The following is a 20,835-nucleotide window of genomic DNA, read 5'->3' on the forward strand; positions in this document are numbered from 1 at the left end:
TTTTGTACTTCCGGATCGGACCAGCGGGTATGAACGAGGGGACGGTGTCGGTGCCGGACGAGCAGTACGAGCGGCTCGCAGCGCTCGCGGCCGCCCGCGGCGTGACCCCCGAGGCCCAGCTCGCCCGGCTCATCGACGATGCCTACGAGGGCCTCGATGCCGACGACGCCCATGCCGAGAGCCTCCCGCTCGGGGTGTACGGCGACGACGAGACGGCCGACGACGGCGGAGCGTAACCCGCTCAGGCCGGGTCTTCTTTCGTCACTTCAACCTCGACGGTGTCGGCGTCGACGCCGATTCTGGCGAACTGGGTCCGGACGTGCTCTTTCGCCGCGGTCAGGGCCTGATCGCGGGTGTCGAACCCGCGGGGCATCGGCTCCTCGAAGGCGACTCGGATCTCCTCGCCGCCCACGCGCAGGGCGGACCCGCCGCTCTCGACCTCGTAGAAGGAGTCGCACACCCAGACGTACGGGGCGTCTTCGTCGGGCGCGCCCTTGTAGGCGGGCGGCTCCTCACCGCGCTCGAACACCGTGCCGGTGAGTTCCGTCCCGCCGCCGCTGCCGCGAACGAGTATCATGTCTCCGATACGGTCCGGAGACTCAAAAGGGGCCCGCGAGCGTGGCCCCGACCGGACGACGAGGGGGAAACGCTTTCGGCGTCGGGGGCGGTGGGTCCGCCATGACGCTGGAGGACTTCACCGAGTTCGGCGACGACGAGGGCGACGGCGGCGGGGAGGGCGCCAACCCTGCGACCGCCGAGTCCGGCGGTACCGAGGGCGATGGCGGCGACGCGGCCGATGACGGCGGTGAGACCGACGGCGGCGGCGCGGCCGCGACCGACGACGGCGGCCGCGAGGAAGTCGTTGACGACGAGTTTACCGCGTACGACGTGGAACCGACCGGCGAGGACACGGGACTCGGTGTCGTTTCCGTCTCGCAGGGGCTCCGCGTGGCCGAGGAGGAGGATGAGACGACGCTGAAGGCGTTCGTCACGACCGGGAACCGCGAGGCGGTCCGGCTCGGGAAGTACCTCCTGATCCCGTACCCGGACGGCGAGCGCCTGTTCTGCCGGATCACCGGACTGGAGTACGCGCAGGAGTTCCGGTCGGACGACGCCACCGAGATCCACGCGCGCCGACAGATGCGCCGCGATGACTTCGCCGAACGCGACTACAAGTTCATGGCCGAGTTGGATCCGATGTCCGTCGTCTACGGCGAGGGAGAGGACATGAAACGCCGGATGACCGACCGGGTGCCGAAACCAGGGGCGGTCGTCGAGGAGGCCTCCGACGACGCCGAGATCAAGACCGGGCTGAAGATTCCCGAAGACGGCGTCTTCCTCGGCCACCTCTCCGTCGGCGGCGAGAAGGTGCGGACGGCGGCGGAGCCGCCCACCGTCGACTACCGCGTGAAGGACGACTACGCAGACGGCGACCCGCTCGCGTTCCGGCACACCCTCGTCGCCGGCGGGACCGGATCGGGGAAGACCCACGCCTCGAAGAACGTCCTCCGACAGTACCTCGACTCGGACCGCACCTACCCGACCGGCGACGGTCGGGAGTCGCGGATGGCGGTCGTCCAGTTCGACCCGCAGGACGAGTACGCGCAGATGCACGACGACAACCCCGACCTCGACGCCGACTTCGCGCGGCGGCTGGACCGGGAGGGGATCGCCCACGGCGGCCACGACGACACCGTCGCCCTCGTGCCGCGGGCCGCGAACGCGACGTACCCGGGCGAGGGGCACCGCGCCGAGCGCGTGGAGTTCACGATCCCCTTCTCGCTCGCGCGGGACATGCCGTGGCTCGTCGCCGGCTCCGGGCTCAACGAGAATCAGTATCCCGCCCTGCTGACCCTTCTCAACCGCTTCTTCCGTGACTACGGGGACAGCGGGACCTACAGCCAGTTCCTCTCGTACCTCGACGACCCGGCGCTCAAAGAGGAACTCGACGAGAGCGGTCGGGTCCACGAGGCGACGTTCGACGCCGTCAAACGACGGGTCCGCGGGGTCCCCGGGGGCATCTTCGATCAGGACGCGAAGCCGATCACGGAGTTGGACCACACCCTCGTCCGGCCGGGCGGGCTCTCCGTGGTCCCCACCTACCACCTGCCGACCTCCAGACAGAAGGAGATCGTCGTGCTCGCGGTCGCGGGGCTGCTCGTCGACGACAAGCTCTCGAACGACCCCGACAGCGACCGGATCGAGGAGACGCCCCTCCTGATCGGGATGGACGAGGCGCACAACTTCCTCGCCGACGCCGACACGGTGCAGGCCCGAAAGGTCGTCCAGAAGTTCACGGAGGCGGCCAAGCAGGGCCGCAAGGAGCGGCTCGGGCTCTTCCTGATCACGCAGGACCCGCAGGACGTGGCCGAGTCGGTGTTCAAGCAGGTGAACACCAAGGTCGTCTTGAACCTCGGCGACGAGGACGCGATCAGCAGCGTGAACATCCCCACGAACCTCGCCGGAAAGGTCCCCTACATGGAGAAGGGGCAGATGGTGGTCTACTCGCCGGACAACTCCGAGCCCGTGGAGCTGATCGGGCTCTCGGAGTGCGTGACGCGGCACGATTGACCGGCGCGGTTCGCGATTCGGAGCGGGCGCCCCCAAACCGGATTGCCGCCGCGTCGGAGTCGCCGCCGCCCTTTTAATGCAGAGCGAGAGAAGCGCGCACATGGTCAAACGGATCCTCGTTGCGGTCGACGGATCGACGGAAGCGGCCGAGGCGCTCCAGTTCGCGGCGTCGGAGTGGCCCGACGCCGAACTGACAGCGCTGCACGTGATCAACCCCGCCGACTCGGCGACGGGCGCGGAGGGCGGGTTCCCCGGCGCCGCCGACCAGTGGTACGACAGCGCCAAACAGCGCGGCGACCGGATCCTGAGCGAGGCGACTTCGGCGGTCGACCGCGACGTGGAGACGCGACTGGAGGTCGGGCGGCCGACGGGGACGATCCTCTCCGTGGCGGGCGGCGAGAAGCGGGTCGGCGAGGACGACGATCCGGGCGAGCCGTTCGACCACGTCGTGTTAGCGAGTCAGGGCCGGACCGGGATCTCTCGGGTCTTACTCGGGAGCGTCGCCGAGGGCGTGGTGCGCCGCGCCGAGGTCCCCGTCACCGTCGTTCGGTGAGGCGAAGTCGGCGGAATCGGTGACGCGGGCATCGGTCACTCCTCTGCACGCTCCGCCTCGATCACCTCACCGACGACGGTCCACCCTTCCTCGTCGGGACCCGATCGCCCGAGCAGCACGGAGTCGTAGTCGTCTGCGGTGATGAGGCGAAATTCGGCGTCGACGTCGGCGTCGGTGCGAGTCCCCTCGCCGCGGAACTCGCGCTGGAAGAACTCGGTCGAGGAGAACTCGAAGACGCCGGCCTCCTCGCCGTCGATCGTGAGTCGAACCGGCCGAGGTTGGATGTTGTGGATGCGCTTGGCGATTGGATTGAGATCTGGCATATGGAAACATCCGTGGGACTCAGCGATAAAAGCGACGTGAGCGCCGTCCGCATCGGCCGAGCAGCGTCGACAACCGCGTTCTTCCGGCCAAACGACCGTACGAGGTTAAGTCCCCTCGGCGCGTTAATACGTGGGATCATCCATGTTATCAGAGTCGTTAAACTACCTGCGCGACGGCGAAGACGCCATCGTGACGGTCGCAATCGGCGGCGTACTGCTGCTCACGAGTCCGCTCCTGATCCCCTCGTTCCTCGTGCTCGGATATCTCACACGCGTCATCCGTCGGACGGCCGACGGTACCGACGAGCCGCCGGTCTTCGAGGCGTGGGGCAACCTCCTCGTCGAGGGGGTGAAGGCGTTCGCCGTCACGTTCGTCTACTCGCTGCTGCCGCTCGCGGTCCTCGCGGTCGCCGCCGCCTTCGGTATCGGCGCGGCCGTCGTCGGGTCCGGTGACGGCGCCGGGGGCCTCCTCAGCGGGCTGATCGGCGGACTGCTGGCGCTGGTACTCGTCGTCGTCGCGCTCGCCGTCTCGCTCGTCGGCGTCTACGTGACGCCGGCCGCGCTGGCCGCGGTCGCCGACTCCGGACGCGTCGGCGACGGGTTCGCGGTCGGGACGCTCTGGGGCGTCGTCACGAAGCGCGCGTACGCCGTCGGCTGGCTCACCGCCGTTACGGTGGTGTTCGCCGGGGCGTTAGCGATCGGCGTGCTCTCAGTCGTCCCGATTCTCGGCACGATCGCCGGGTTCTTCGTGCAGTTCTACGCAATCGTCGCCGCAGCCGCCGTCATCGGCTGGACGTGGACCGACGTGCGGCCGGTCACGACCGATACGACTGAGGCCGATCCCGCTGAACGACCCACAGTGTAGGCAACCGGTGAGAAACGAACGGGGCGAAAAGGGCTGCGAAACCTGTGTAACGCCGCGTTACGCTACAAGGACGTCGTCGTAGTCGCCGGCGTCGACGCGGTCGTCGAACGTCCGGGCGTCCTCGCCCTCGATGGTGACGCCGAGGGAGGCGCAGGTGCCGCCGACTTCCTTGGCGGCGTTCTTCACGTCGTACGAGAGCAGGTCGGTCGACTTCTGCTCGGCGACCTTCTTCACCTGTTCGATCGACATGTCCGCGACGAAGTTCTCCTGCGGCTCGCCGGAGCCGGTTTCGAAGCCGGCCTCGTCTTTGATCAGTTCGGCCGTCGGCGGGACGCCGACCTCGATCGTGAAGGAGCCGTCGTCGTCGTACTCGATGGTGACGGGCACTTCCATGCCGTCGAACGCGGCGGTCTCCTCGTTGATCTGCGACACGACGTCCTGAACGTCCACCGGCGTCGGTCCGAGCTCGGGACCGAGCGGCGGGCCGGGGTTGGCCTGCCCGCCGGGGACGAGCGCTTCGATAGTTCCAGCCATATCCGTACGAACCCGGCCGCGACTTTTAACGGTTGTTCTTTCGGGTAGGGGGCGCCAGCGGTTCGCACGCTTTCGATATCGGCCTCGGGGCGACCGTTACTACGTTTGACAGAGTACGTTAGCTGGAAGTCCACTTATAAGCAGACCGGGCCGACGATCGATGAAGGCCTCCGAAGCCCCAGCCGGGAGGGCTCGATGGACTCGTTGCGGTCCTCGTCGCTCACTCCGTTCGCTCCTGCGGTCCTTACTTCGTCCGTCTTCGCCCTCCCGGCTGCCCCTTCGAGTCCCACCCGTACCGCAACTGCACCGCCGGAAGACGGTCGCCTCGCTGCGCTCGGCGCTGCGACTTCCGTGCTCCCGCTCGCTCCCTTCGGTCGCTCACGGGACCGCAGCCTCACGCCTCCCCAGCCTCGTCGCTGGCGGCGATAGCCGCCAGCGACTCCCTCGCGCGGGCTGCTCGCGGGCCGGTGGCCCGCTCGCAGGCACACGCCACCGCACCGCCATTTATAAGCGGCCGTCGCAGCGGCTCAGTGCTGTTTAAATACCGGAACGGCCCTGACGACCTACTCCTCGGGGACGAGGTGGACCTCGCCGCCGTGCTCGAAGGCGAGCACCGAGTCGGCGTCGCCGTCGACGAACTCCGGGTTCGGAACCGTCTTCGCCTCGTAGGTGACCGGGTCGAGCACTTGGATCGCGTTCTCGTCTTCCACCGTCACCACCGTCGTCTCCGCGGCGTCGTCCCGGCGGCCGAGCCGCGCCGCGTCCGGGGCCGCCCCCTCCTCGAACTCGGAGATGTACTCCGCGCCCGTGGCGAGGCGGACCCCGCGGAGCCGACCGGAGACGCTCGTGACGAGCACGGGGCCGTCGCCGTCCTCGGGGTCGATTATCTCGCCCGGGGCGTAGCGCGGGAGCCGGACCGCGAACGTCACCCGGTACACCTCGTTGCCGTCGCCGTCCTCGGTGACGAGCGTCGGGTACGACTCGAAGCTCCCGCCGAGCGCCTCCGTGATCCGCGTCGCGACGTTCTGCGCGAGCCGGTTCGACGAGAGCTTGATGTCCGGCCCGTCGTCGGTCTCTTTGACCTCCGTGATGAACGCCTCGCGGTCGCCGTCGGCCTCCTGGTCGGCGACGTACGTCTCGGCGATGTCGAGCGCCTCGGCGCGCTCGGCGGGGGTCAGCTCGCGTTCGTCCGCGCGCACTTGCACGATCCCGGCGTAGTAGCCGCCGGCGATCCGGCCGCAGCGGTCGCAGGTCCCCCGCGAAATCTTGACCGGGACCGTGACCTCCGCGGAGCGGAGCGTCCCCCGGACGACCCCAGAGAAGCGGCAGTGCATCCGGACGTTGTTCTCGTCGACCTGCTCGGGCTCGACGCCCCACTCGACCTCTTCGGCGTCGACGTGGACCCCGAGCGCGCCGGCGACCTCGTCGACGGCGACGTCGGTGTAGTCGCGCGCGCCGACGTCCCGCCACGACTCGCCGCGGCGGACCGCGCCGCAGCCGGAACAGACCAACACCTCGATCCGGTCGGGCGCGTCGACCAGTTCGAAGTCCTCGAAGTAGCAGTCGTCACACAGCAGCGCGTCCCGCCCTCCGGGGTCGCCGGGAAGCGGCTCGCGCCGCTCCGGGACGGCGTCGCCACACCGGGGACAGAACTCCCGCGACTCGCTCATTACCGGCGGCTACGCCGAGGAGGCGTTTAAGCGGCGCGGACCGGCCTCGATCGGGGCCGCCGGGGCCGGCCCGGGGCCCGATCCTCCGAAATCGTTTTTCGCGCGGACCGAGAACGGGTGCGTATGAGCGAGAATCCCGACGACGAACGGCTCGAAGAGCTGCGAGAGAAGAAGATGGAAGAACTCCGCGAGCGCAAGCAGGGCGGCGGCGGCGACGCCGAGGCGCAACAGCAGGCGCAGGAGCGCGCCGAGGCCCAACAGGAGGCCGTGCTCAAGCAGTACCTCACGGACGGCGCGCGTCAGCGGCTCAACGCGGTCGCGATGTCGAAACCGGAGTTCGGCGACAAGGTGAAACAGCAGGTCGCCGCGCTCGCGCAGAGCGGCCGAGTCCAGGGACAGATCGACGAGGACCAGATGCGCGACCTCCTGAAGGAACTCCAGCCCGACCAGCAGAGCTTCGACATCCAGCGGCGATAGATGGAGCTCGCGCTGCTGTACAGCGGGGGGAAAGACTCCTCGCTCGCCGCCCACCTGCTGGACCGGTTCTACGACGTGCGCTGCGTCACCGGCAGCTTCGGCCTCACGGACGACTGGAGACACGCCGAGCGCGCGGCCGGCGAGCTCGGCTTCCCCTTCGAGCGCGTCGACCTCGACCGCGAGGTCGCCGAGGAAGCCGCCGAGACGATGATCGACGACGGCTACCCGCGAAACGGGATCCAGCGCGTCCACGAGCACGCCCTGGAGACGATCGCGAGCCGCGAGGTCGACGCGATCGCCGACGGCACGCGCCGCGACGACCGCGTTCCGACGGTGTCTCGCGCGCAGGCGCAGAGCCTGGAGGACCGCCACGAGATCGACTACATCTCCCCGCTCTCGGGGTTCGGTCGCCACGCCGTCGACCGGCTCGTCGAGGAGACGTTCGACGTCCAACAGGGACCGAGCGAGGAGGTCCCGAAAGCCGACTACGAGGACGAACTCCGGACGCTCATCGCCGACGAACACGGCGAGGAGACCGTCGGTGAGGTGTTCCCGGACCACGACCAGACGTACGTGCACGGCCGAAACGACTGAGCGGGCGGGAGGACTTCGAGAACGGTCCCGAGGCGTAGCGCTACCGCCGATCGCTTTCTCTCCGTGTCGATCGATCTACTCCGTTTCTCAAATTCTGTATCTGGTGTGTCGTGATCGATGATGGGTGAATTTAGGGGTTTGATGCTGTGTTACTCGTTCTCTCTGCCCTTGGGTAGATGTCTCGCAAAACAGCTTATCCATTTTGATAACTCGATCTGAGGGGTTAAAACCCGGAGCTGATTCCGAACGCGTGTGTGTCGTAACAGACCGATACTGGAACGCAGCCGTCGCGAGCTGCTGGCCGCGGCGTCGGGCGCCGCCGCGCTCGGGCTCGGCGGCTGTCTCGGATCGAACGCCGAACGCACCGACGATCGCCGCACGCCTCTGTCGGAGCGGACTCTCCGATACGGCGGCGTGATGGCGCTTTCCGGCGGGTTGGAGTCCGTGGGGACGCCGATCGCCGACGCGGTCGAGCTTCCGGGGAAACAGCTCGACGCCTCGGAGATCGAGGCCGACGTCGAGTGGCAGATCGAGGACTCGGAGACGACGGCGCGCGGCGGGATCGACGCGATGCGGACGCTCGTCGACGCCGGGTTCCCGGCGGTCGCCGGACCGCTCGGCTCCGACGTGACCCTGCAGGCGGTCCAGCAGGCCTCCATCCCCGCGGAGGTCGTCAACTGCTCGCCCGCGAGCACGACGCCGACGCTCTCGATCCTCAACGACCGCGGGTTCAGCTTCCGGACCGCGCCCGACGACTCGCTGCAGGCCGTCGTCGCCGCGGGGCTCGCCGCCGACGAGCACGGCGCGTCGTCCGCGGCGACGCTGCACATCGCGGGCGACTACGGCCGGCAGCTCTCCGGCGCCTTCGCCACGTCGTTCGACGGCGAGATACAGCGGCAGGTCTCCTTCTCCGAGGAGTACGAGGAGCCGCTGGCGACCGCGCTCTCCGGCGAGCCGGACCTGCTCTTCGTGATCGGCTACCCCGAGGACGGGGTCGAGATATTCGGCCACTACTACGACGGCTACGCCGGCGACGAGACCGTGTTCACCACCGACGGCATGATGGACCCGTCGCTCCCCGAACAGGTCGGCGAGTCGATGTCGAACGTCTACGGGACCGCGCCGTCCTCCAACGGTCCCGGCTACGAAGCCTTCGCCGAGCGCTACGAGTCCGAGTACGGGAGCGCCCCGAGCATCTTCACCGCGAACGGGTACGACGCGGCGGCGGTGCTCCTCCTCGCGAACGCCGCCGCGGGCGAGAACGACGGCGGCGCGATCCGCGAGCAGATGCGGGCCGTCGTCTCGGAGGGCGGCGCCGAGGTCACGCCGGACACCCTCGCCGAGGGCGTACGCCGCGCCGCCGCCGGCGACCCGGTCGAGTACCGGGGCGCGTCCAGCGAGGTCGTCTTCGACGAGAACGGCGACGTCACCGGGATCGACTACGAGTACTTCCGGTACGACGCCGACGGGATCAGCGTCATTGAGGAGGTCTCCCCGGAGGTGGGGGCATGAGCGGAACCGACTCCCGAGGGAACGACGACGCCCCGACCGATTCCGACGAGTCGGTCGTCAGCCGGGTCGCGAGGCGGGTCACGCCGGGCGTGATCCGGCGCAACTACCGGGCGAAGTTCGTCATCTCCATCCTCCTCGTCGTGGTCGTCCTCGCGGCGGTTGGCGGCGTGAACTACGCGAGCGCCGAGGCCACGGTCGAGCGGGACGCCGAACAGCAGCTCACGTCGACGGTCGACATGCACGCCGACTCGATCAACGAGTGGGCGGTCTCGATGGAGACCCACACGCGATCCGTCTCGTCGACGCAGGCGCTCTCGGGCGCGGACGCCGGGACCGCGGAGGGTGAGCTGATCCAGAAACAGGCGCAGCTCCCGGTCGACGTGCGGGCGATCCACCTCGTCGACACGGCCGAGGGGAGCGTCGTCACGAGCACGTCGCCCGCGCTCCGCGGCGAGTCGGTCGACGGGGTCGCGGCCCCGTGGACCGACGTGGAACCGGGCGTTGACCTCACCTCGTCGAACGACGTGTGGAACTCGCCGACCGCCTACGAGTCGAACTCGATGGGCGATCAGGTGATGGCGTTCGCCAGCCCCGTCGCGGGCGACGAGTCGCGCGTCGTCGTGCTGGTCGGCACGCTGCAGTACCGGGTCGACAACCTCCGGCAGCTCCACGCCGACCAGGAGACGATGATCGTCGACGCCGACGGCGAGACGATCCTCTCCGGCGGCGACGGCGCGCTGAACGCCGACGGCGACATCGTCTCCGAGCTCGGCGCGTCCCGCGACGGGACCGCCTTCGACCGCGGCGACGAGGAGGTGGCGGCATACGCCTCGACCGGCGACAAGGAGTGGGTCGCGGTCACCACCGTCCCGACCGCGCAGGCCTTCGCCGCGAGCGACGCGGTCGGCACCAGCGTCCTGACGGTGATCGGCGCCGGGCTCCTCTCGCTCGTCGTCGTCGGGCTCGCCCTGAGCCGGCAGACGGTCGGCCCGCTGCGCGACCTCCGCGACCGCGCGGAGCGCATGGAGGCTGGCGATCTCTCGGTCGATCTGGAGACCAACCGAATCGACGAGATCGGTCGGCTGTACGGGTCGTTCGGCGCGATGCGGGACTCCCTCAGCACCAAGATCGACGAGGCGGAGACCGCGCAGGCGGCCGCCGAGACCGAGCGCGAGCGGATGGCGGAGCGCAACGACCGGCTGCAGTCGACCGCCGACGACTACGGCGAGACGATGCGGGAGGCCGCCGACGGCGACCTCACCACGCGGATGCGGACCGACACCGACGACGAGGCGATGGCGGCGATCGCCGAGGAGTTCAACGGGATGATCGCGGAGATCGAGCGGACGTACGCCCGCCTCTCGACGTTCGCCGACGAGGTCGCCTTGGCGTCGGAGCAGGCGACCGCCTCCGCCGAGGAGGTGGCCGAGACGGCGTCGGAGGTCGCCGGCTCGGTCGACGAGATATCGCGGGGCGCCGCCGACCAGAGCGAGTCGCTGACCGAGGTGAGCGACGAGATGAGCGACCTCTCGGCGACGATCGAGGAGGTCGCCTCGTCGTCCGATCAGGTCGCCGACGCCGCCGCGCGGACGGCGGAGGCCGGAAAGCGCGGACAGGAGGCCGCCAAGGACGCGATCGACGAGATGGAGACGACCGAAGAGACCGTCGAGGAGGCGGTCGCTGCGATCCACGCGCTCGACGACGAGGTGAGCGAGGTGGACCAGCTGATAGACCGGATCTCGGAGATTGCGGAGCAGACGAACATCCTCGCGCTGAACGCCAACATCGAGGCCGCCCGCTCCGACGGCGAGGCCGGCAAGGGGTTCGAGGTGGTCGCAGAGGAGATCAAGGCGCTGTCGGACGAGGTGAAAGACGCCGCGGAGACCGCGGAGTCCCGGATCGACGCGATCCGCGGCCGGATGGACCAGTCGACGGCCGAGGTCGAGACGACGAGCGAGCAGATCGACGACGCCGCGGAGCGCGTCGAGGCGGCCGTCGACGACCTCGAACACATCGCCGACCTCGCCGACGAGACCAACAACGGAGTCCAAGAGATCTCCGACGTAACGGAGGAGCAGGCCGCCTCCACCGAGGAGGTCGTCTCCATGGCCGACGAGGTGGCGACGATCAGCGAGGAGACCGCCTCCGAGGCGGACAACGTCGCCGCGGCCGCCGAGGAGCAGACGACCTCGCTCACGGAGGTCTCGGAGTCCGTCTCGTCGCTCTCCGAGCGCGCCGCCCGGCTCTCGGAGACGCTCGACCGGTTCGAGACGGACGCAGAGGTGGTACCGGCGGACGGCGAGGAAGGCACCCTCGAGGGCTCCGCGCCCGACCCCGGAGCCGCCGACCCCACCCCGACGGGCGAAGCGAATTCGGACTGACGGCGCGGAGACCCGACCGTCACGGCCCGGGGACTCGTCCGCCACGGCGGTCGCCCCCGAAAGGATGCTTTCAAGCGGGCGCTCGCCGAACCGACGCCCATGTACGACGGCCTCAAGGGATTCCGCGACTTCTACCCCGGCGAGCAGTCCGCCCGCCGCGAGGTGACGGACGCGATCGAGGACGCCGCGAGCCGGTACGGCTTCCGCGAGATCGCCACGCCCGCCTTGGAGCGGACGGAGATGTACGTCGACAAGTCCGGCGAGGAGATCGTCGAGGAGCTGTACGCCTTCGACGACAAGGGCGGCCGCGGCGTCTCGATGACGCCGGAGCTGACGCCGACCGTCGCCCGGATGGTCGTCGCGAAGGGACAGGAGCTCTCGAAGCCGATCAAGTGGGTGTCCACTCGCCCGTTCTGGCGCTACGAGCAGGTCCAGCAGGGCCGCTTCCGCGAGTTCTACCAGACGAACATCGACGTGTTCGGCTCGTCGGCGCCGGAGGCCGACGCCGAGGTGCTCGCGGTCGCCGCCGACGCCTTGACCGATCTCGGGCTCACCGGCGACGACTTCGAGTTCCGCGTCTCGCACCGCGACATCCTCGGCGGCCTCGTCCGGGCGCTCGCGGACGACCCCGACGCGGTTGACGCCGAGGCCGCGATCCGCGCGGTCGACAAGCGCGCGAAGGTCGACGACGGCGAGTACCTCGGGCTCCTCTCGGACGCCGGGCTCGACCGCGCGACCGCCCGCGAGTTCGACGACCTCATCTCGGGCGTCGACGCCCCCGAGGACCTCGACGCGGTCGCGGAAGCCGGCGGCGAAGATGTTGAAGCGGCGGTCGAGAACCTCCGGAACGTGCTCGCCGCGGCCGACGACTTCGGCGCGGGCGAGTTCTGCGAGGTGTCGCTGACGACCGCCCGCGGGCTGGACTACTACACCGGCGTCGTCTTCGAGTGCTTCGACTCCACCGGCGAGGTGTCCCGCTCCGTCTTCGGCGGCGGGCGCTACGACGACCTCATCGAGAGCTTCGGCGGCCAGCCCACCCCCGCGGTGGGCGTCGCGCCCGGCCACGCCACGCTCAAGCTCCTCTGTCAGCGCGCCGGCGTCTGGCCCGACGAGGCGCTCTCGACCGACTACTACGTCCTCTCGGTGGGCGACACGCGCGGCGAGGCGGCCGCGCTCGCCCGCGACCTCCGCGCGCTCGGCGACGACGTGGTCGTCGAGCAGGACGTCTCCGACCGCTCGTTCGGCGCCCAGCTCGGCTACGCCGACTCGATCAACGCCGAGACGATGGTCGTCGTCGGCGAGCGCGACTTAGAGAACGGCGAGTACACCGTGAAGGACATGGCGAGCGGCGACGAGACGACCGTGCCGGTCGAGGAGTTCCCACCCGACGAGGGGCTGCCGACGTACGAGGACTACGAGTAACGATTCGGGTCACGTCCGCTCTCGCGTCGGCCGCATCCTCGACCATTTTTAAGCGTGCACCGGGACGGTGGGGACGATGATCCCGCTCGCGACAGCGATGCCCCCGACCGAGATCGCCTTCCGCGTGGCGGCCGGCGTCGCCCTCATCCTGATCAACGCGTACTTCGTGGCGATCGAGTTCGGGTTGACGCGGCTGCGGCAGTACCCCGAATCGGAGATGGACACGCCCGGACTGCGGCGCGCCTGGGAGATGACCGACGACTTGGAGTTCTACCTGACGACCTGTCAGGTGTGGATCTCCGGGACCTCTATCGCGCTCGGTATCGTCGCCGAGCCGGGGCTCGCCGCGCTCTTCGCGCCGCTCTTCGAGAACACGGCGCTCGCGTCCGCCGGCGCCGGCTCGCTACTCGGCTTTTTCATCATCAACATGGTCCACCTGACCCACGGCGAGCAGACGCCGACATACCTCGGCGTCGAGCGCTCGAAGCAGGTCGCGGAGTACGGCTCCCGGCCGCTGTACTGGTTCGCGTGGCTCATCTCGCCGCTGATCAAGGTCGGCGACTGGGTCGCGAAGGCCACGCTCGGGCTCTTCGGCGTCGAGATGACCGGCTCGTGGACCGAGGCGGAAGAGGAGGTGCTGGAGACGCGCGCGCAGCTCCGCAACCGCCTCGGCTCGATGATGGAGGAGGTCGAGCTCCCGGAGGAGCGCCGCGAGGAGGTCCTCAACGCGCTCGACGTCGACGAACTCGACGTGCGGGAGGTGCTGACGCCGGCCGACGAAATCGTCTCGCTGTCGACGACCGCCTCCGCCGAGGAGAACCTCGACCGGATCCGCGACACCCCGCACAGCCGCTTCCCGCTCGTTGGCGACGACCTGCGCGACTTCGAGGGAATCGTGTACGCCCCCTCAATCGTGAGCCGCTACGACGAGCTCCGGAACGGCGACCTGACGTTCGCGGACGTCGCCGCGCCGCCGATGACGATCTCGGCGGACGCGAGCGTCAGCAACGCGTTCGACCAGTTCCAGGCGGAGTCACAGGAGCTCGCCCTGGTGATCGAGGACGGCGAGGTCGTCGGGCTGATCACCGCGACCGACGCGATGGAGTCGGTGATGGGGCAGCTTGAGGACCCGCTGGACGCCGGCGATTTATAAAGAACGACGCGGTGGCGCGCGCCTCCGAGCGGGCCACCGGCCCGCGAGGAGCGCGTGCGAGGGAGTCAGTCGCCGGAGCGAAGCGACGGCGGCTGACGAGGCTGGGGAGGCGTGAGGTGCGGTCCCGTGAGCGACCGGAGGGAGCGAACGGGAGCACGGGAGTCGCAGCCCGCACAGCGAACGAAGTGAGCGAGCAGGAACGACGTTCGGAGGACCTCGCAGCTGGGGCTTTGGAGGTTTTCACCGTCGATCAACAGTAACCGACCACGTACAGCCGAGCGGCTGGGGCTTTAGGAGTATTCTCGTCAGTGGCAGCGACGATCACAGCGACTGCGCGAGCAATACGACGTAGATGACGGCGTTGTAGACGCCGTGAGCCAGCCCGGGGACTAACACGTTCCCCGTGCGATCGTAGAGGACGCCGAGCACCGCGCCGAGCACGACGACGACGGCGACGTAGGCCCACCGCTGGCCCGGTGTCCCGGAGACGGAGGGAAGGTGGACCAACCCGAACATGAGGCTCGCGAGCAGGATCGCCGGGGCGGCGTCGAACGCCTGCCGAAGCCCGCCCTGCACGGCGCCGCGGAACAGCGCCTCCTCGACCGGCCCGACCACGAGGAGCGAGACGGCGATCATGGTGAGGTAGTAGGTCACCGGGTCCCCCGCGGGGACGACCGCTTGGTTCTGTCCGGTCGTGAGCCCGACCTCACCCAACACGAACAGGGCGCCGTACTGGAACGCGAACAGGACGAGCCCCCCGCCGAGGACGAGCCCGGCCTCGCGGAGCGTCGGCCGCGAGACGCCGACGAGAGCCCACTGATCGGTGATCGCGAGGTAGCCGACGACTGCGGCGAGGAACCCGACGAACTGCAGCAGGGTCCGGAGCACCTGCAGCCCGGTCGTCCCCTCGCCGACGAGTCCCAGCGAGACGGCGAACTGCGCGACGGGACCCGTCACCGCGCTGGCGACGAGGAGGGCGAAGACGACCGCGAACGCGGCGCTGGCGACGCGGAGGATCCGGTTCACCGGCTCGGGAGGCGTTTCGCTCATCGACGGCGATACGACTCGGGGCGGTTTATCGCCACCGGAAGAGGAACGGGATCGGGGGGCGGTGCCGATGCCCGTCCCGCACCGCGGCCCCGCGACCGCCCCGCCTCAGGCGCCGTCGATCCGAAGTTCGCGCTTGTCGGCCACGGCGTCGGCCTCCGGGAAGTTGCCGCCGCCGAGCAGCCCGCGCGCCGCCTTCTTCCCCCACTCGACCGCGGGCTGCGTGAACGTCGAGACGCTCGCAAGCTCGCCGTACAGCACGCAGGCGGCCTCCATCGCGTACAGCAGCTCGCCGAGGCCCCGCTCGTCGACGCGGTCGACCTCGACGCGCACGTTGGGGACGCCGGCGGCCGCGAGGCTCGCCTCCGTCGCCTCGAACTCGGCGTCCAGTAGGTCGCCGAGCGACGAGCCGCCGAGGTACGCCAGCCCGTCGAGGTCGGTCTCGGGAATCGCCGTCTCGGCGCGCTCGGTCGGCCGGATCAGCGAGACGAGCTTGTCCGGCGGGCCGGCGCGGTACAGCTGGAGCTGGGAGTGCTGGTCGGTCGCGCCGAGCGCGCGCGCCGGCGTCTGCCCGAGCCCGTCCTTCCCGAGGCTCTCGGCCCACAGCTGGGCGAACCACTCCGCGAACGTCTCCAGCGACTCCGCGTACGGCATCACGGCGTTGGTGAGCGCGCCGCGCTCCGCGAGCGCGTACGTCGCCGCGCCGTAGGCGTACGCGGGCGACTCGAACAGCGACCCGGACAGGTCCTCCATCCCGTCGCGGCCGCCCGCGAGGATCGCCTCGATGTCGTGGCCCTGTAAGGCCGGCACCGCGAGGCCGACCGTCGAGAGCACCGAAAACCGACCGGGTACCCCGTCGGGCACGTCGAGCGCGGGGAGGTCGTGGGCGTCGGCGAGCGCGCGGAGGTTCCCCTCCTCGCCGGTCGTCACGAGGGTGCGCTCGGTCCAGTCGACGCCCGCGTCCTCCATCGCCTCGCGGACGACGAGGAAGTTGGCGAGCGTCTCCGCGGTCGTCCCGGACTTCGAGACGACGTTGACGACGGTGTCGTCGAGTGGAAGGCGATCGAGCAGCGATCCGACCGCGTCCGGGTCGACGTTGTCGAGGAAGTACGCGTCCACGTCGCTTTCGAGGGCGTTCGAGAGCGTCGCCGCGCCGAGCGCGCTCCCGCCGATCCCGACCGTCAGCACCGCCTCGGGGCGGTCGAAGCGATCGGTCGCTGCGCGGATCGCGTCCGGGTCCGCCGTCTCCGGGAGATTTAGCGCGGCGTAGCCGAACTCGTCGTCGGCCATACCGCTCGCGATGCGATCGTGTGCGTCCGCGACCCGCGAATCGAGTCGGTCCAAGGTCTCCTCCGTGAGTCCCGGTGTCGTGTCTAGGGCGTTACCGAGGTCGACGTGCATACCGGACGTGGGTGCGACCGGGACTTAAGAATGGGTCTCGTACCGCGGCGCCGCCGACCGGACCGCTCCCGCCTCACCGCGGCGGACGCGGGGGCTGCAGGTCGCGCTGGAACTCGTCGAACCGGTCGAGGTCCTCTGGTAATTCGTACTCGATCTCGCGCTCGTCCTGTCGGTCGGGGAGCCGGCCGTCCTCCAGCTCGTCGGCGGCCTCCTCCCATCCCGGCTTCACGCGAACGCTCCGCGCGGGCGAGCCGACGACGACGTGGTGATCGGGCACGTCGCCCTGCACGACCGAGCGCGCGCCGACGACGCTGTTCTCACCGATCCGGCAGCCGGCCCGGACCATGGCGTCGTAGGTGACGCGGGCGTCGTCCTCGACGATCGTGTGGAAGTTCCGGACCTCGGTCTGGTCGACGAGGTCGTGGTCGTGGCTGTAGAGGTGAACGCCGTCGGAGACCGACGCGCGGTCGCCGATCGTCAGCTTCCCGCGGTCGTCGAGGTGCACGTCGTCGTGGATCACGACGTTGTCGCCGATCTCGATGTTGTGGCCGTAGGTGACGGAGATACCCTTGAAAAAGCGGCAGCCGTCGCCGCACTCGGCGAAGAGGTGGTTCCCGAGCATCTGGCGGAACCGGAGCGCGAACTCGACGTTGTCGGCCATCGGCGTGGCGTCGAACTGGCGCCAGAGCCACTGGAGGTACTTCGACTGTTGGAACCGGTCCTCGTCCTTCTCGGCGTAGTACTCCGACTCCAGCGTGGCGTTACAGGGGTCGTACCCCTGCAGGCGCACGCGTTCGGCTCTGGACACCGACTCGCCGTCCTGCCACGCCTCCCACCGCTCGCGGTCGCCGTGGAGATCGATGAGCGTGTCTCGGACGACCTCACAGGTGTCCTCCGCCGAGGAGAGGCGCTCGTCCACCTCGTCGATGAACCCTCGGACCCCGGCCTCCGCACCGTCGGGCAGGGAGACGTGTCGCTTTGTCATCGTCGCACCTTCGTCGCCATCACTCAAAGGGATTCGGTTGTGCGAAGGCGGTGATCCGCGATCGCGGCCGCGGGCTTCCGCCCCGCCTCTCCGCGAGTGCTCCGACGGCCGCCGGTCGCGTCGCGCGCGGCCGACGCTCGCCGCCTCCGAAAACGGTACTCGTCCAATTATTGAGGAAAATACGCGTGAGTCACGAATCGTTTGCGCGAAAGAACGGTCTGACATCCGGACTATTCAGTATTCTTATTGTTGTACCAATATTTTTGTAACTATTAGTTGTACTGACACGCGGTACCATATGCCAGAAGTGAAATTCGAGGTAGACGTCGACAGCCCGCCGGACGAGCAGCCGACGGCCAAACCGTTCAATCGGTGGCATCCCGACATTCCGCCCGTCGTGGAGGCGGAGCCGGGAGAGACGATCCGGCTCGAAGCGCTGGACTGGACGGGGGGACAGATCTCGGACAACGACGATCCGAACGAAGTCAGGGACGTGGACCTCACGCAGGTGCATTACCTCGCCGGTCCGGTCCGCGTCGAGGGGGCGGAGCCCGGCGACCTGTTGAAAGTCGAGTTCCACGACATGGGGCCGCTGAACGACCGCTCCGAGTTCGGCTTCACCGGAACGTTCTCCCAGCAGAACGGCGGCGGCTTCCTCACCGACCACTTCCCGGACGCCGCGAAGTCGATCTGGGAGATCGACGGGTACACCGTCTCGTCCCGACACGTTCCGGACGTCCGGTACGAGGGGAAGATCCACCCCGGGCTCGCGGGCTGTGCGCCGAGCCAGGAGCTCTTGGAGGAGTGGAACGAGCGGGAGCAGGAGCTGATCGACAGACACGAGGCGGACCCGAGTTCGATACCGAACCACCCGACCGGGGAGGCGGAGCCGGCCGTCGCGAACCCGCCGACCACGGAAGGCGCACAGATGGGCGAGATGGATCCGGAGGAGGCGGAGGAGGCCGCCAAAGAGGCGGCGAGGACGGTTCCGCCGCGCGAACACGGCGGGAACCACGACATCAAGGACCTCTCCATCGGCTCGACGGTGTACTTCCCCGTCTACGTCGAGGGGGCGAACTTCGCGCTCGGCGACTTCCACGCCTCGCAGGGCGACGGCGAGATCACGTTCTGCGGCGCGATCGAGATGGCGGGCTACGCGGACGTGGAGTTCGACCTGGTCAAGAACGGCATGGAGGAGCACGGCGTCGACCACCCGATCTTCGAGCCCGGCCACCGCGGCCCCAACTTCGAGGACTACATCACGTTCTGCGGCTACTCCGTGACGGAGGACGGCGAGCAGCGCTACATCGACTCGCACACCGCCTACCGCCGGGCGTGTCTGCAGGCGATCGACTACCTCAAGAAGTTCGGCTATACGGGCCAACAGGCGCTCCACATCCTCGGGACGGTCCCCGCCGAGGGGCGACAGAGCGGCGTCGTCGACGTCCCGAACGCGTGCTCGACGCTGGCGGTCCCGAAGGGCGTCTTCGAGTTCGATATCTCGCCCGGAAACCTGGACAACCGCGCGGATCGCGGCGACCTCGTCGTCACCGACGACCCGCTCGGGTGAGCGGTCCGGCCGACCGGCTCTCGTCGGGACCGACTCCGAGAGGCGCGCCGCGCTGCGATCGACGCGACACGATACCACATGGCATTCACGACCGAAACGACGGGGGAATCGAGTACCGAAGAACGAGCCGATGATCCGCTCGGACCTGGGATGGCGATCGCGGCGACGCTCCGGGGGACGCTCGGCCCGAACGGGCTGGACAAGATGGTGATCGACCGGAGCGGAAGCGTCGTCGTGACGAACACCGGCGCGACCGTCCTCGACGGACTGGAGATCGACGCCCCGATCGGTCGCGTGATCCGGGACGCGATTCAGGCGCACGCGCGACACGTCGGCGACGGGACCACCACGACTGCGCTGCTCGTCGGCGAGCTCCTCGACGCGGCCGACGAACTGGCCGAGCGGGGGCTCCACCCGACCTCGATCGTCGACGGGTACGCCCGCGCGATGTCGCACGCCCGCGACGCGCTCGACGAACTCAGCGTCCCGGTCGATCCGAACGACGAGCGGCTCCGAGAGGTCGCGTCGACGGCGGTCACCGGGCGCTGGGACGAGGCGTCGGCCCGCCGGTTCGCCGATATCACCGTCGACGCGCTCCGCGCGGTCGACTTCGACGCCCCCCGGCTCACGATTCACGCGTACCCCGGCGGCGAGCTGGCCGACTCCGAGCGGGTGAACGGGATCCTCGTCAACCTCGACGGGTCGTCGACGACGATCGACGGGTTCGGGACCGACGACCGCCGGGCGCTCGCCGATCCGACGGTCGCGCTCGTCGACGGCGAGTTGACCCCTTCTACCACCGAGGCGTCGGGGACGGTGACGGTCCGGAGCCCCGACGAACTCGCCGCCGTCAGAGAGCACGAACGGGCCGCTAGCGACGGGCTGGTCCGATCGGTCGCGGACCGCGGCGTCGACGTGCTCGCGTGTCAGAAGTCGATCGACGACGCGGTGAAGACCGAGCTCGCGCGTGCCGGTGTACTCCCGATCGAGCGGACCAGACGCGACGAGTTCGACGCGATCGCTCGGGCCACGGACGCGACCGCGGTGACCGCGGTCGACGACCTCGATCGGGAGGCACTCGGGACGGTCGAAAGGGTCCGCCGCCGGTCGGTCGGCGGCGGCGCCGTGATCGAGCTCTCGGGACTGCCGGGCGAGTCGCACGAGTCGCTGCTCCTGCGCGGCGGGACGCCGCACGTCGCCGAGGAGACGAAGCGGATCGTCGAGGACTGCCTCGCGGTCGCGCGCCACGCCGCCAGCGGCGGCGGCGTCGTTCCGGGCGGCGGCGCCGGTATGACGGCCGTCTCTCGCGCCGTCGCCGACCGCGCGCCGGGAGTCGACGACCGGTCGGCGCTCGCCCTCGAGGCGTTCGCCGACGCGGTGACGGTGATCCCGCGAACCCTCGCGAGGAACGCCGGCGCGGACCCGATCGACGCGCTGGTCGCGCTCCGCAACCGCCACCGCGACGGGGAGACGACGGCCGGCGTCGCGCGCTCCGGCGCGGTCCGCGACATGTTCGACGCGGGCGTGGTCGAGCCGGTCGCGGTCCCCGCGCGGTGTCTCGAGGCCGCGGTCCGGACCGCGGGGCTCGTGTTGCGCGTCGACGAGACGCTGGACGCGAAGCCGATCGAAGGGACCGGGGTCGACGGCGACGGACACCGCGGCCGCGATCACGCCGCGGCAGACGGCCGACCCCGCGAGACCGAGGACGAAGGCGGGGGCGGCCACGACGGCGGCTATCCGTGGGCGCTGAGCCACTGACCGGGTCGTTCCGCCCTCG

Annotated in this window: 19 protein-coding genes; 12 read left to right on the forward strand and 7 right to left on the reverse strand. The window is 69.6% G+C overall.

All coding sequences use genetic code 11. From position 1 onward, the window contains the following. Positions 1 to 29 precede the first annotated feature (29 nt). The gene (locus tag ACP96_RS14685; protein WP_050033871.1) at positions 30 to 236 is read left to right on the forward strand and encodes a hypothetical protein; all 207 of its coding nucleotides are present in this window, start codon (positions 30 to 32) and stop codon (positions 234 to 236) included. A 5-nt stretch (positions 237 to 241) separates the two neighbouring features. On the opposite strand, the gene ACP96_RS14690 is transcribed toward ACP96_RS14685, so the two are convergent. Continuing rightward, the gene (locus ACP96_RS14690) at positions 242 to 577 is read right to left on the reverse strand and encodes a DUF7113 family protein (RefSeq protein WP_050023577.1); all 336 of its coding nucleotides are present in this window, start codon (positions 575 to 577) and stop codon (positions 242 to 244) included. Between the two features lie 101 nt (positions 578 to 678). Between ACP96_RS14690 and ACP96_RS14695 the strand changes: the two genes are divergently transcribed. Both ACP96_RS14695 and ACP96_RS14700 read left to right on the forward strand, forming a co-directional pair. Continuing rightward, positions 679 to 2,571 (forward strand): ATP-binding protein, encoded by a 1,893-nt coding sequence (locus ACP96_RS14695; protein ID WP_050033872.1) that lies wholly within the window; start codon positions 679 to 681, stop codon positions 2,569 to 2,571. Positions 2,572 to 2,671: 100 nt separating this feature from the next. After that, positions 2,672 to 3,124 carry a universal stress protein gene (locus ACP96_RS14700; protein ID WP_050033873.1) on the forward strand — a complete coding sequence of 151 codons (453 nt, stop codon included), beginning with the start codon at positions 2,672 to 2,674 and terminating at the stop codon, positions 3,122 to 3,124. Positions 3,125 to 3,159: 35 nt separating this feature from the next. Here the strand turns inward: ACP96_RS14700 and ACP96_RS14705 are convergent, their stop codons facing one another. Then, positions 3,160 to 3,447, reverse strand: a complete 288-nt coding sequence (locus tag ACP96_RS14705) for a hypothetical protein (protein WP_050033874.1) — start codon at positions 3,445 to 3,447, stop codon at positions 3,160 to 3,162. A 142-nt stretch (positions 3,448 to 3,589) separates the two neighbouring features. Between ACP96_RS14705 and ACP96_RS14710 the strand changes: the two genes are divergently transcribed. Continuing rightward, positions 3,590 to 4,312: a DUF4013 domain-containing protein gene (locus tag ACP96_RS14710; RefSeq protein ID WP_050033875.1), complete on the forward strand. Its 723-nt coding sequence runs from the start codon at positions 3,590 to 3,592 to the stop codon at positions 4,310 to 4,312. A gap of 57 nt (positions 4,313 to 4,369) precedes the next feature. On the opposite strand, the gene ACP96_RS14715 is transcribed toward ACP96_RS14710, so the two are convergent. Then, the gene (locus ACP96_RS14715) at positions 4,370 to 4,846 is read right to left on the reverse strand and encodes a 50S ribosomal protein L11 (RefSeq protein ID WP_050023583.1); all 477 of its coding nucleotides are present in this window, start codon (positions 4,844 to 4,846) and stop codon (positions 4,370 to 4,372) included. A 563-nt stretch (positions 4,847 to 5,409) separates the two neighbouring features. Beyond that, positions 5,410 to 6,516 (reverse strand): 60S ribosomal export protein NMD3, encoded by a 1,107-nt coding sequence (locus tag ACP96_RS14720; RefSeq protein ID WP_050033876.1) that lies wholly within the window; start codon positions 6,514 to 6,516, stop codon positions 5,410 to 5,412. 123 nt (positions 6,517 to 6,639) lie between these two features. Here ACP96_RS14720 and ACP96_RS14725 point away from each other — a divergent pair, with 123 nt between their 5' ends. The 6 genes from ACP96_RS14725 to ACP96_RS14750 all read left to right on the forward strand — a co-directional run bounded on the left by ACP96_RS14725 (position 6,640) and on the right by ACP96_RS14750 (position 14,055). Next, a complete protein-coding gene (locus ACP96_RS14725; RefSeq protein WP_050023587.1) occupies positions 6,640 to 6,993 on the forward strand; it encodes a DNA-binding protein in 354 nt (117 codons plus the stop codon). Further along, on the forward strand, positions 6,994 to 7,587 hold the full coding sequence (locus tag ACP96_RS14730; RefSeq protein ID WP_050023589.1) for a DUF7411 family protein: 594 nt from the start codon (positions 6,994 to 6,996) through the stop codon (positions 7,585 to 7,587). A gap of 252 nt (positions 7,588 to 7,839) precedes the next feature. Further along, a complete protein-coding gene (locus ACP96_RS14735) occupies positions 7,840 to 9,099 on the forward strand; it encodes an ABC transporter substrate-binding protein (protein ID WP_202593967.1) in 1,260 nt (419 codons plus the stop codon). Then, complete coding sequence (locus ACP96_RS14740) at positions 9,096 to 11,480, forward strand: methyl-accepting chemotaxis protein (RefSeq protein WP_050033877.1); 2,385 nt, start codon at positions 9,096 to 9,098, stop codon at positions 11,478 to 11,480. The genes ACP96_RS14735 and ACP96_RS14740 overlap by 4 nt, the downstream gene beginning before the upstream one ends. Before the next feature lie 99 nt (positions 11,481 to 11,579). Next, positions 11,580 to 12,902, forward strand: coding sequence for a histidine--tRNA ligase (hisS, locus tag ACP96_RS14745; protein ID WP_050033878.1), 1,323 nt, complete (start codon positions 11,580 to 11,582; stop codon positions 12,900 to 12,902). A gap of 76 nt (positions 12,903 to 12,978) precedes the next feature. Further along, the gene (locus ACP96_RS14750; RefSeq protein ID WP_050023593.1) at positions 12,979 to 14,055 is read left to right on the forward strand and encodes a CNNM domain-containing protein; all 1,077 of its coding nucleotides are present in this window, start codon (positions 12,979 to 12,981) and stop codon (positions 14,053 to 14,055) included. A 321-nt stretch (positions 14,056 to 14,376) separates the two neighbouring features. On the opposite strand, the gene ACP96_RS14755 is transcribed toward ACP96_RS14750, so the two are convergent. The 3 genes from ACP96_RS14755 to ACP96_RS14765 all read right to left on the reverse strand — a co-directional run bounded on the left by ACP96_RS14755 (position 14,377) and on the right by ACP96_RS14765 (position 17,488). Beyond that, positions 14,377 to 15,105 carry a CPBP family intramembrane glutamic endopeptidase gene (locus ACP96_RS14755; RefSeq protein WP_050033879.1) on the reverse strand — a complete coding sequence of 243 codons (729 nt, stop codon included), beginning with the start codon at positions 15,103 to 15,105 and terminating at the stop codon, positions 14,377 to 14,379. A 105-nt stretch (positions 15,106 to 15,210) separates the two neighbouring features. Continuing rightward, positions 15,211 to 16,503, reverse strand: a complete 1,293-nt coding sequence (locus tag ACP96_RS14760) for a hypothetical protein (protein WP_050033880.1) — start codon at positions 16,501 to 16,503, stop codon at positions 15,211 to 15,213. Between the two features lie 73 nt (positions 16,504 to 16,576). Beyond that, positions 16,577 to 17,488, reverse strand: a complete 912-nt coding sequence (locus ACP96_RS14765; RefSeq protein ID WP_050033881.1) for an acyltransferase — start codon at positions 17,486 to 17,488, stop codon at positions 16,577 to 16,579. A gap of 298 nt (positions 17,489 to 17,786) precedes the next feature. Here ACP96_RS14765 and fmdA point away from each other — a divergent pair, with 298 nt between their 5' ends. Then, positions 17,787 to 19,058, forward strand: a complete 1,272-nt coding sequence (fmdA, locus tag ACP96_RS14770; RefSeq protein ID WP_050033882.1) for a formamidase — start codon at positions 17,787 to 17,789, stop codon at positions 19,056 to 19,058. A 78-nt stretch (positions 19,059 to 19,136) separates the two neighbouring features. After that, positions 19,137 to 20,816, forward strand: coding sequence for a TCP-1/cpn60 chaperonin family protein (locus tag ACP96_RS14775; protein WP_050033883.1), 1,680 nt, complete (start codon positions 19,137 to 19,139; stop codon positions 20,814 to 20,816). Positions 20,817 to 20,835 lie beyond the last annotated feature (19 nt).

The sequence above is a fragment of the Halorubrum halophilum genome, from assembly GCF_000739595.1.
Lineage (GTDB): Archaea > Halobacteriota > Halobacteria > Halobacteriales > Haloferacaceae > Halorubrum > Halorubrum halophilum.

Excerpts from the sequence above, each read along its gene's own strand:
- ACP96_RS14685 (WP_050033871.1), top strand. The coding sequence starts at position 30 with ATGAACGAGGGGACGGTGTCGGTGCCGGACGAGCAGTACGAGCGGCTC.
- ACP96_RS14690 (WP_050023577.1), bottom strand. The coding sequence starts at position 577 with ATGATACTCGTTCGCGGCAGCGGCGGCGGGACGGAACTCACCGGCACG.
- ACP96_RS14695 (WP_050033872.1), top strand. The coding sequence starts at position 679 with ATGACGCTGGAGGACTTCACCGAGTTCGGCGACGACGAGGGCGACGGC.
- ACP96_RS14700 (WP_050033873.1), top strand. The coding sequence starts at position 2,672 with ATGGTCAAACGGATCCTCGTTGCGGTCGACGGATCGACGGAAGCGGCC.
- ACP96_RS14705 (WP_050033874.1), bottom strand. The coding sequence starts at position 3,447 with ATGCCAGATCTCAATCCAATCGCCAAGCGCATCCACAACATCCAACCT.
- ACP96_RS14710 (WP_050033875.1), top strand. The coding sequence starts at position 3,590 with ATGTTATCAGAGTCGTTAAACTACCTGCGCGACGGCGAAGACGCCATC.
- ACP96_RS14715 (WP_050023583.1), bottom strand. The coding sequence starts at position 4,846 with ATGGCTGGAACTATCGAAGCGCTCGTCCCCGGCGGGCAGGCCAACCCC.
- ACP96_RS14720 (WP_050033876.1), bottom strand. The coding sequence starts at position 6,516 with ATGAGCGAGTCGCGGGAGTTCTGTCCCCGGTGTGGCGACGCCGTCCCG.
- ACP96_RS14725 (WP_050023587.1), top strand. The coding sequence starts at position 6,640 with ATGAGCGAGAATCCCGACGACGAACGGCTCGAAGAGCTGCGAGAGAAG.
- ACP96_RS14730 (WP_050023589.1), top strand. The coding sequence starts at position 6,994 with ATGGAGCTCGCGCTGCTGTACAGCGGGGGGAAAGACTCCTCGCTCGCC.
- ACP96_RS14740 (WP_050033877.1), top strand. The coding sequence starts at position 9,096 with ATGAGCGGAACCGACTCCCGAGGGAACGACGACGCCCCGACCGATTCC.
- hisS (WP_050033878.1), top strand. The coding sequence starts at position 11,580 with ATGTACGACGGCCTCAAGGGATTCCGCGACTTCTACCCCGGCGAGCAG.
- ACP96_RS14750 (WP_050023593.1), top strand. The coding sequence starts at position 12,979 with ATGATCCCGCTCGCGACAGCGATGCCCCCGACCGAGATCGCCTTCCGC.
- ACP96_RS14755 (WP_050033879.1), bottom strand. The coding sequence starts at position 15,105 with ATGAGCGAAACGCCTCCCGAGCCGGTGAACCGGATCCTCCGCGTCGCC.
- ACP96_RS14760 (WP_050033880.1), bottom strand. The coding sequence starts at position 16,503 with ATGCACGTCGACCTCGGTAACGCCCTAGACACGACACCGGGACTCACG.
- ACP96_RS14765 (WP_050033881.1), bottom strand. The coding sequence starts at position 17,488 with ATGACAAAGCGACACGTCTCCCTGCCCGACGGTGCGGAGGCCGGGGTC.
- fmdA (WP_050033882.1), top strand. The coding sequence starts at position 17,787 with ATGCCAGAAGTGAAATTCGAGGTAGACGTCGACAGCCCGCCGGACGAG.
- ACP96_RS14775 (WP_050033883.1), top strand. The coding sequence starts at position 19,137 with ATGGCATTCACGACCGAAACGACGGGGGAATCGAGTACCGAAGAACGA.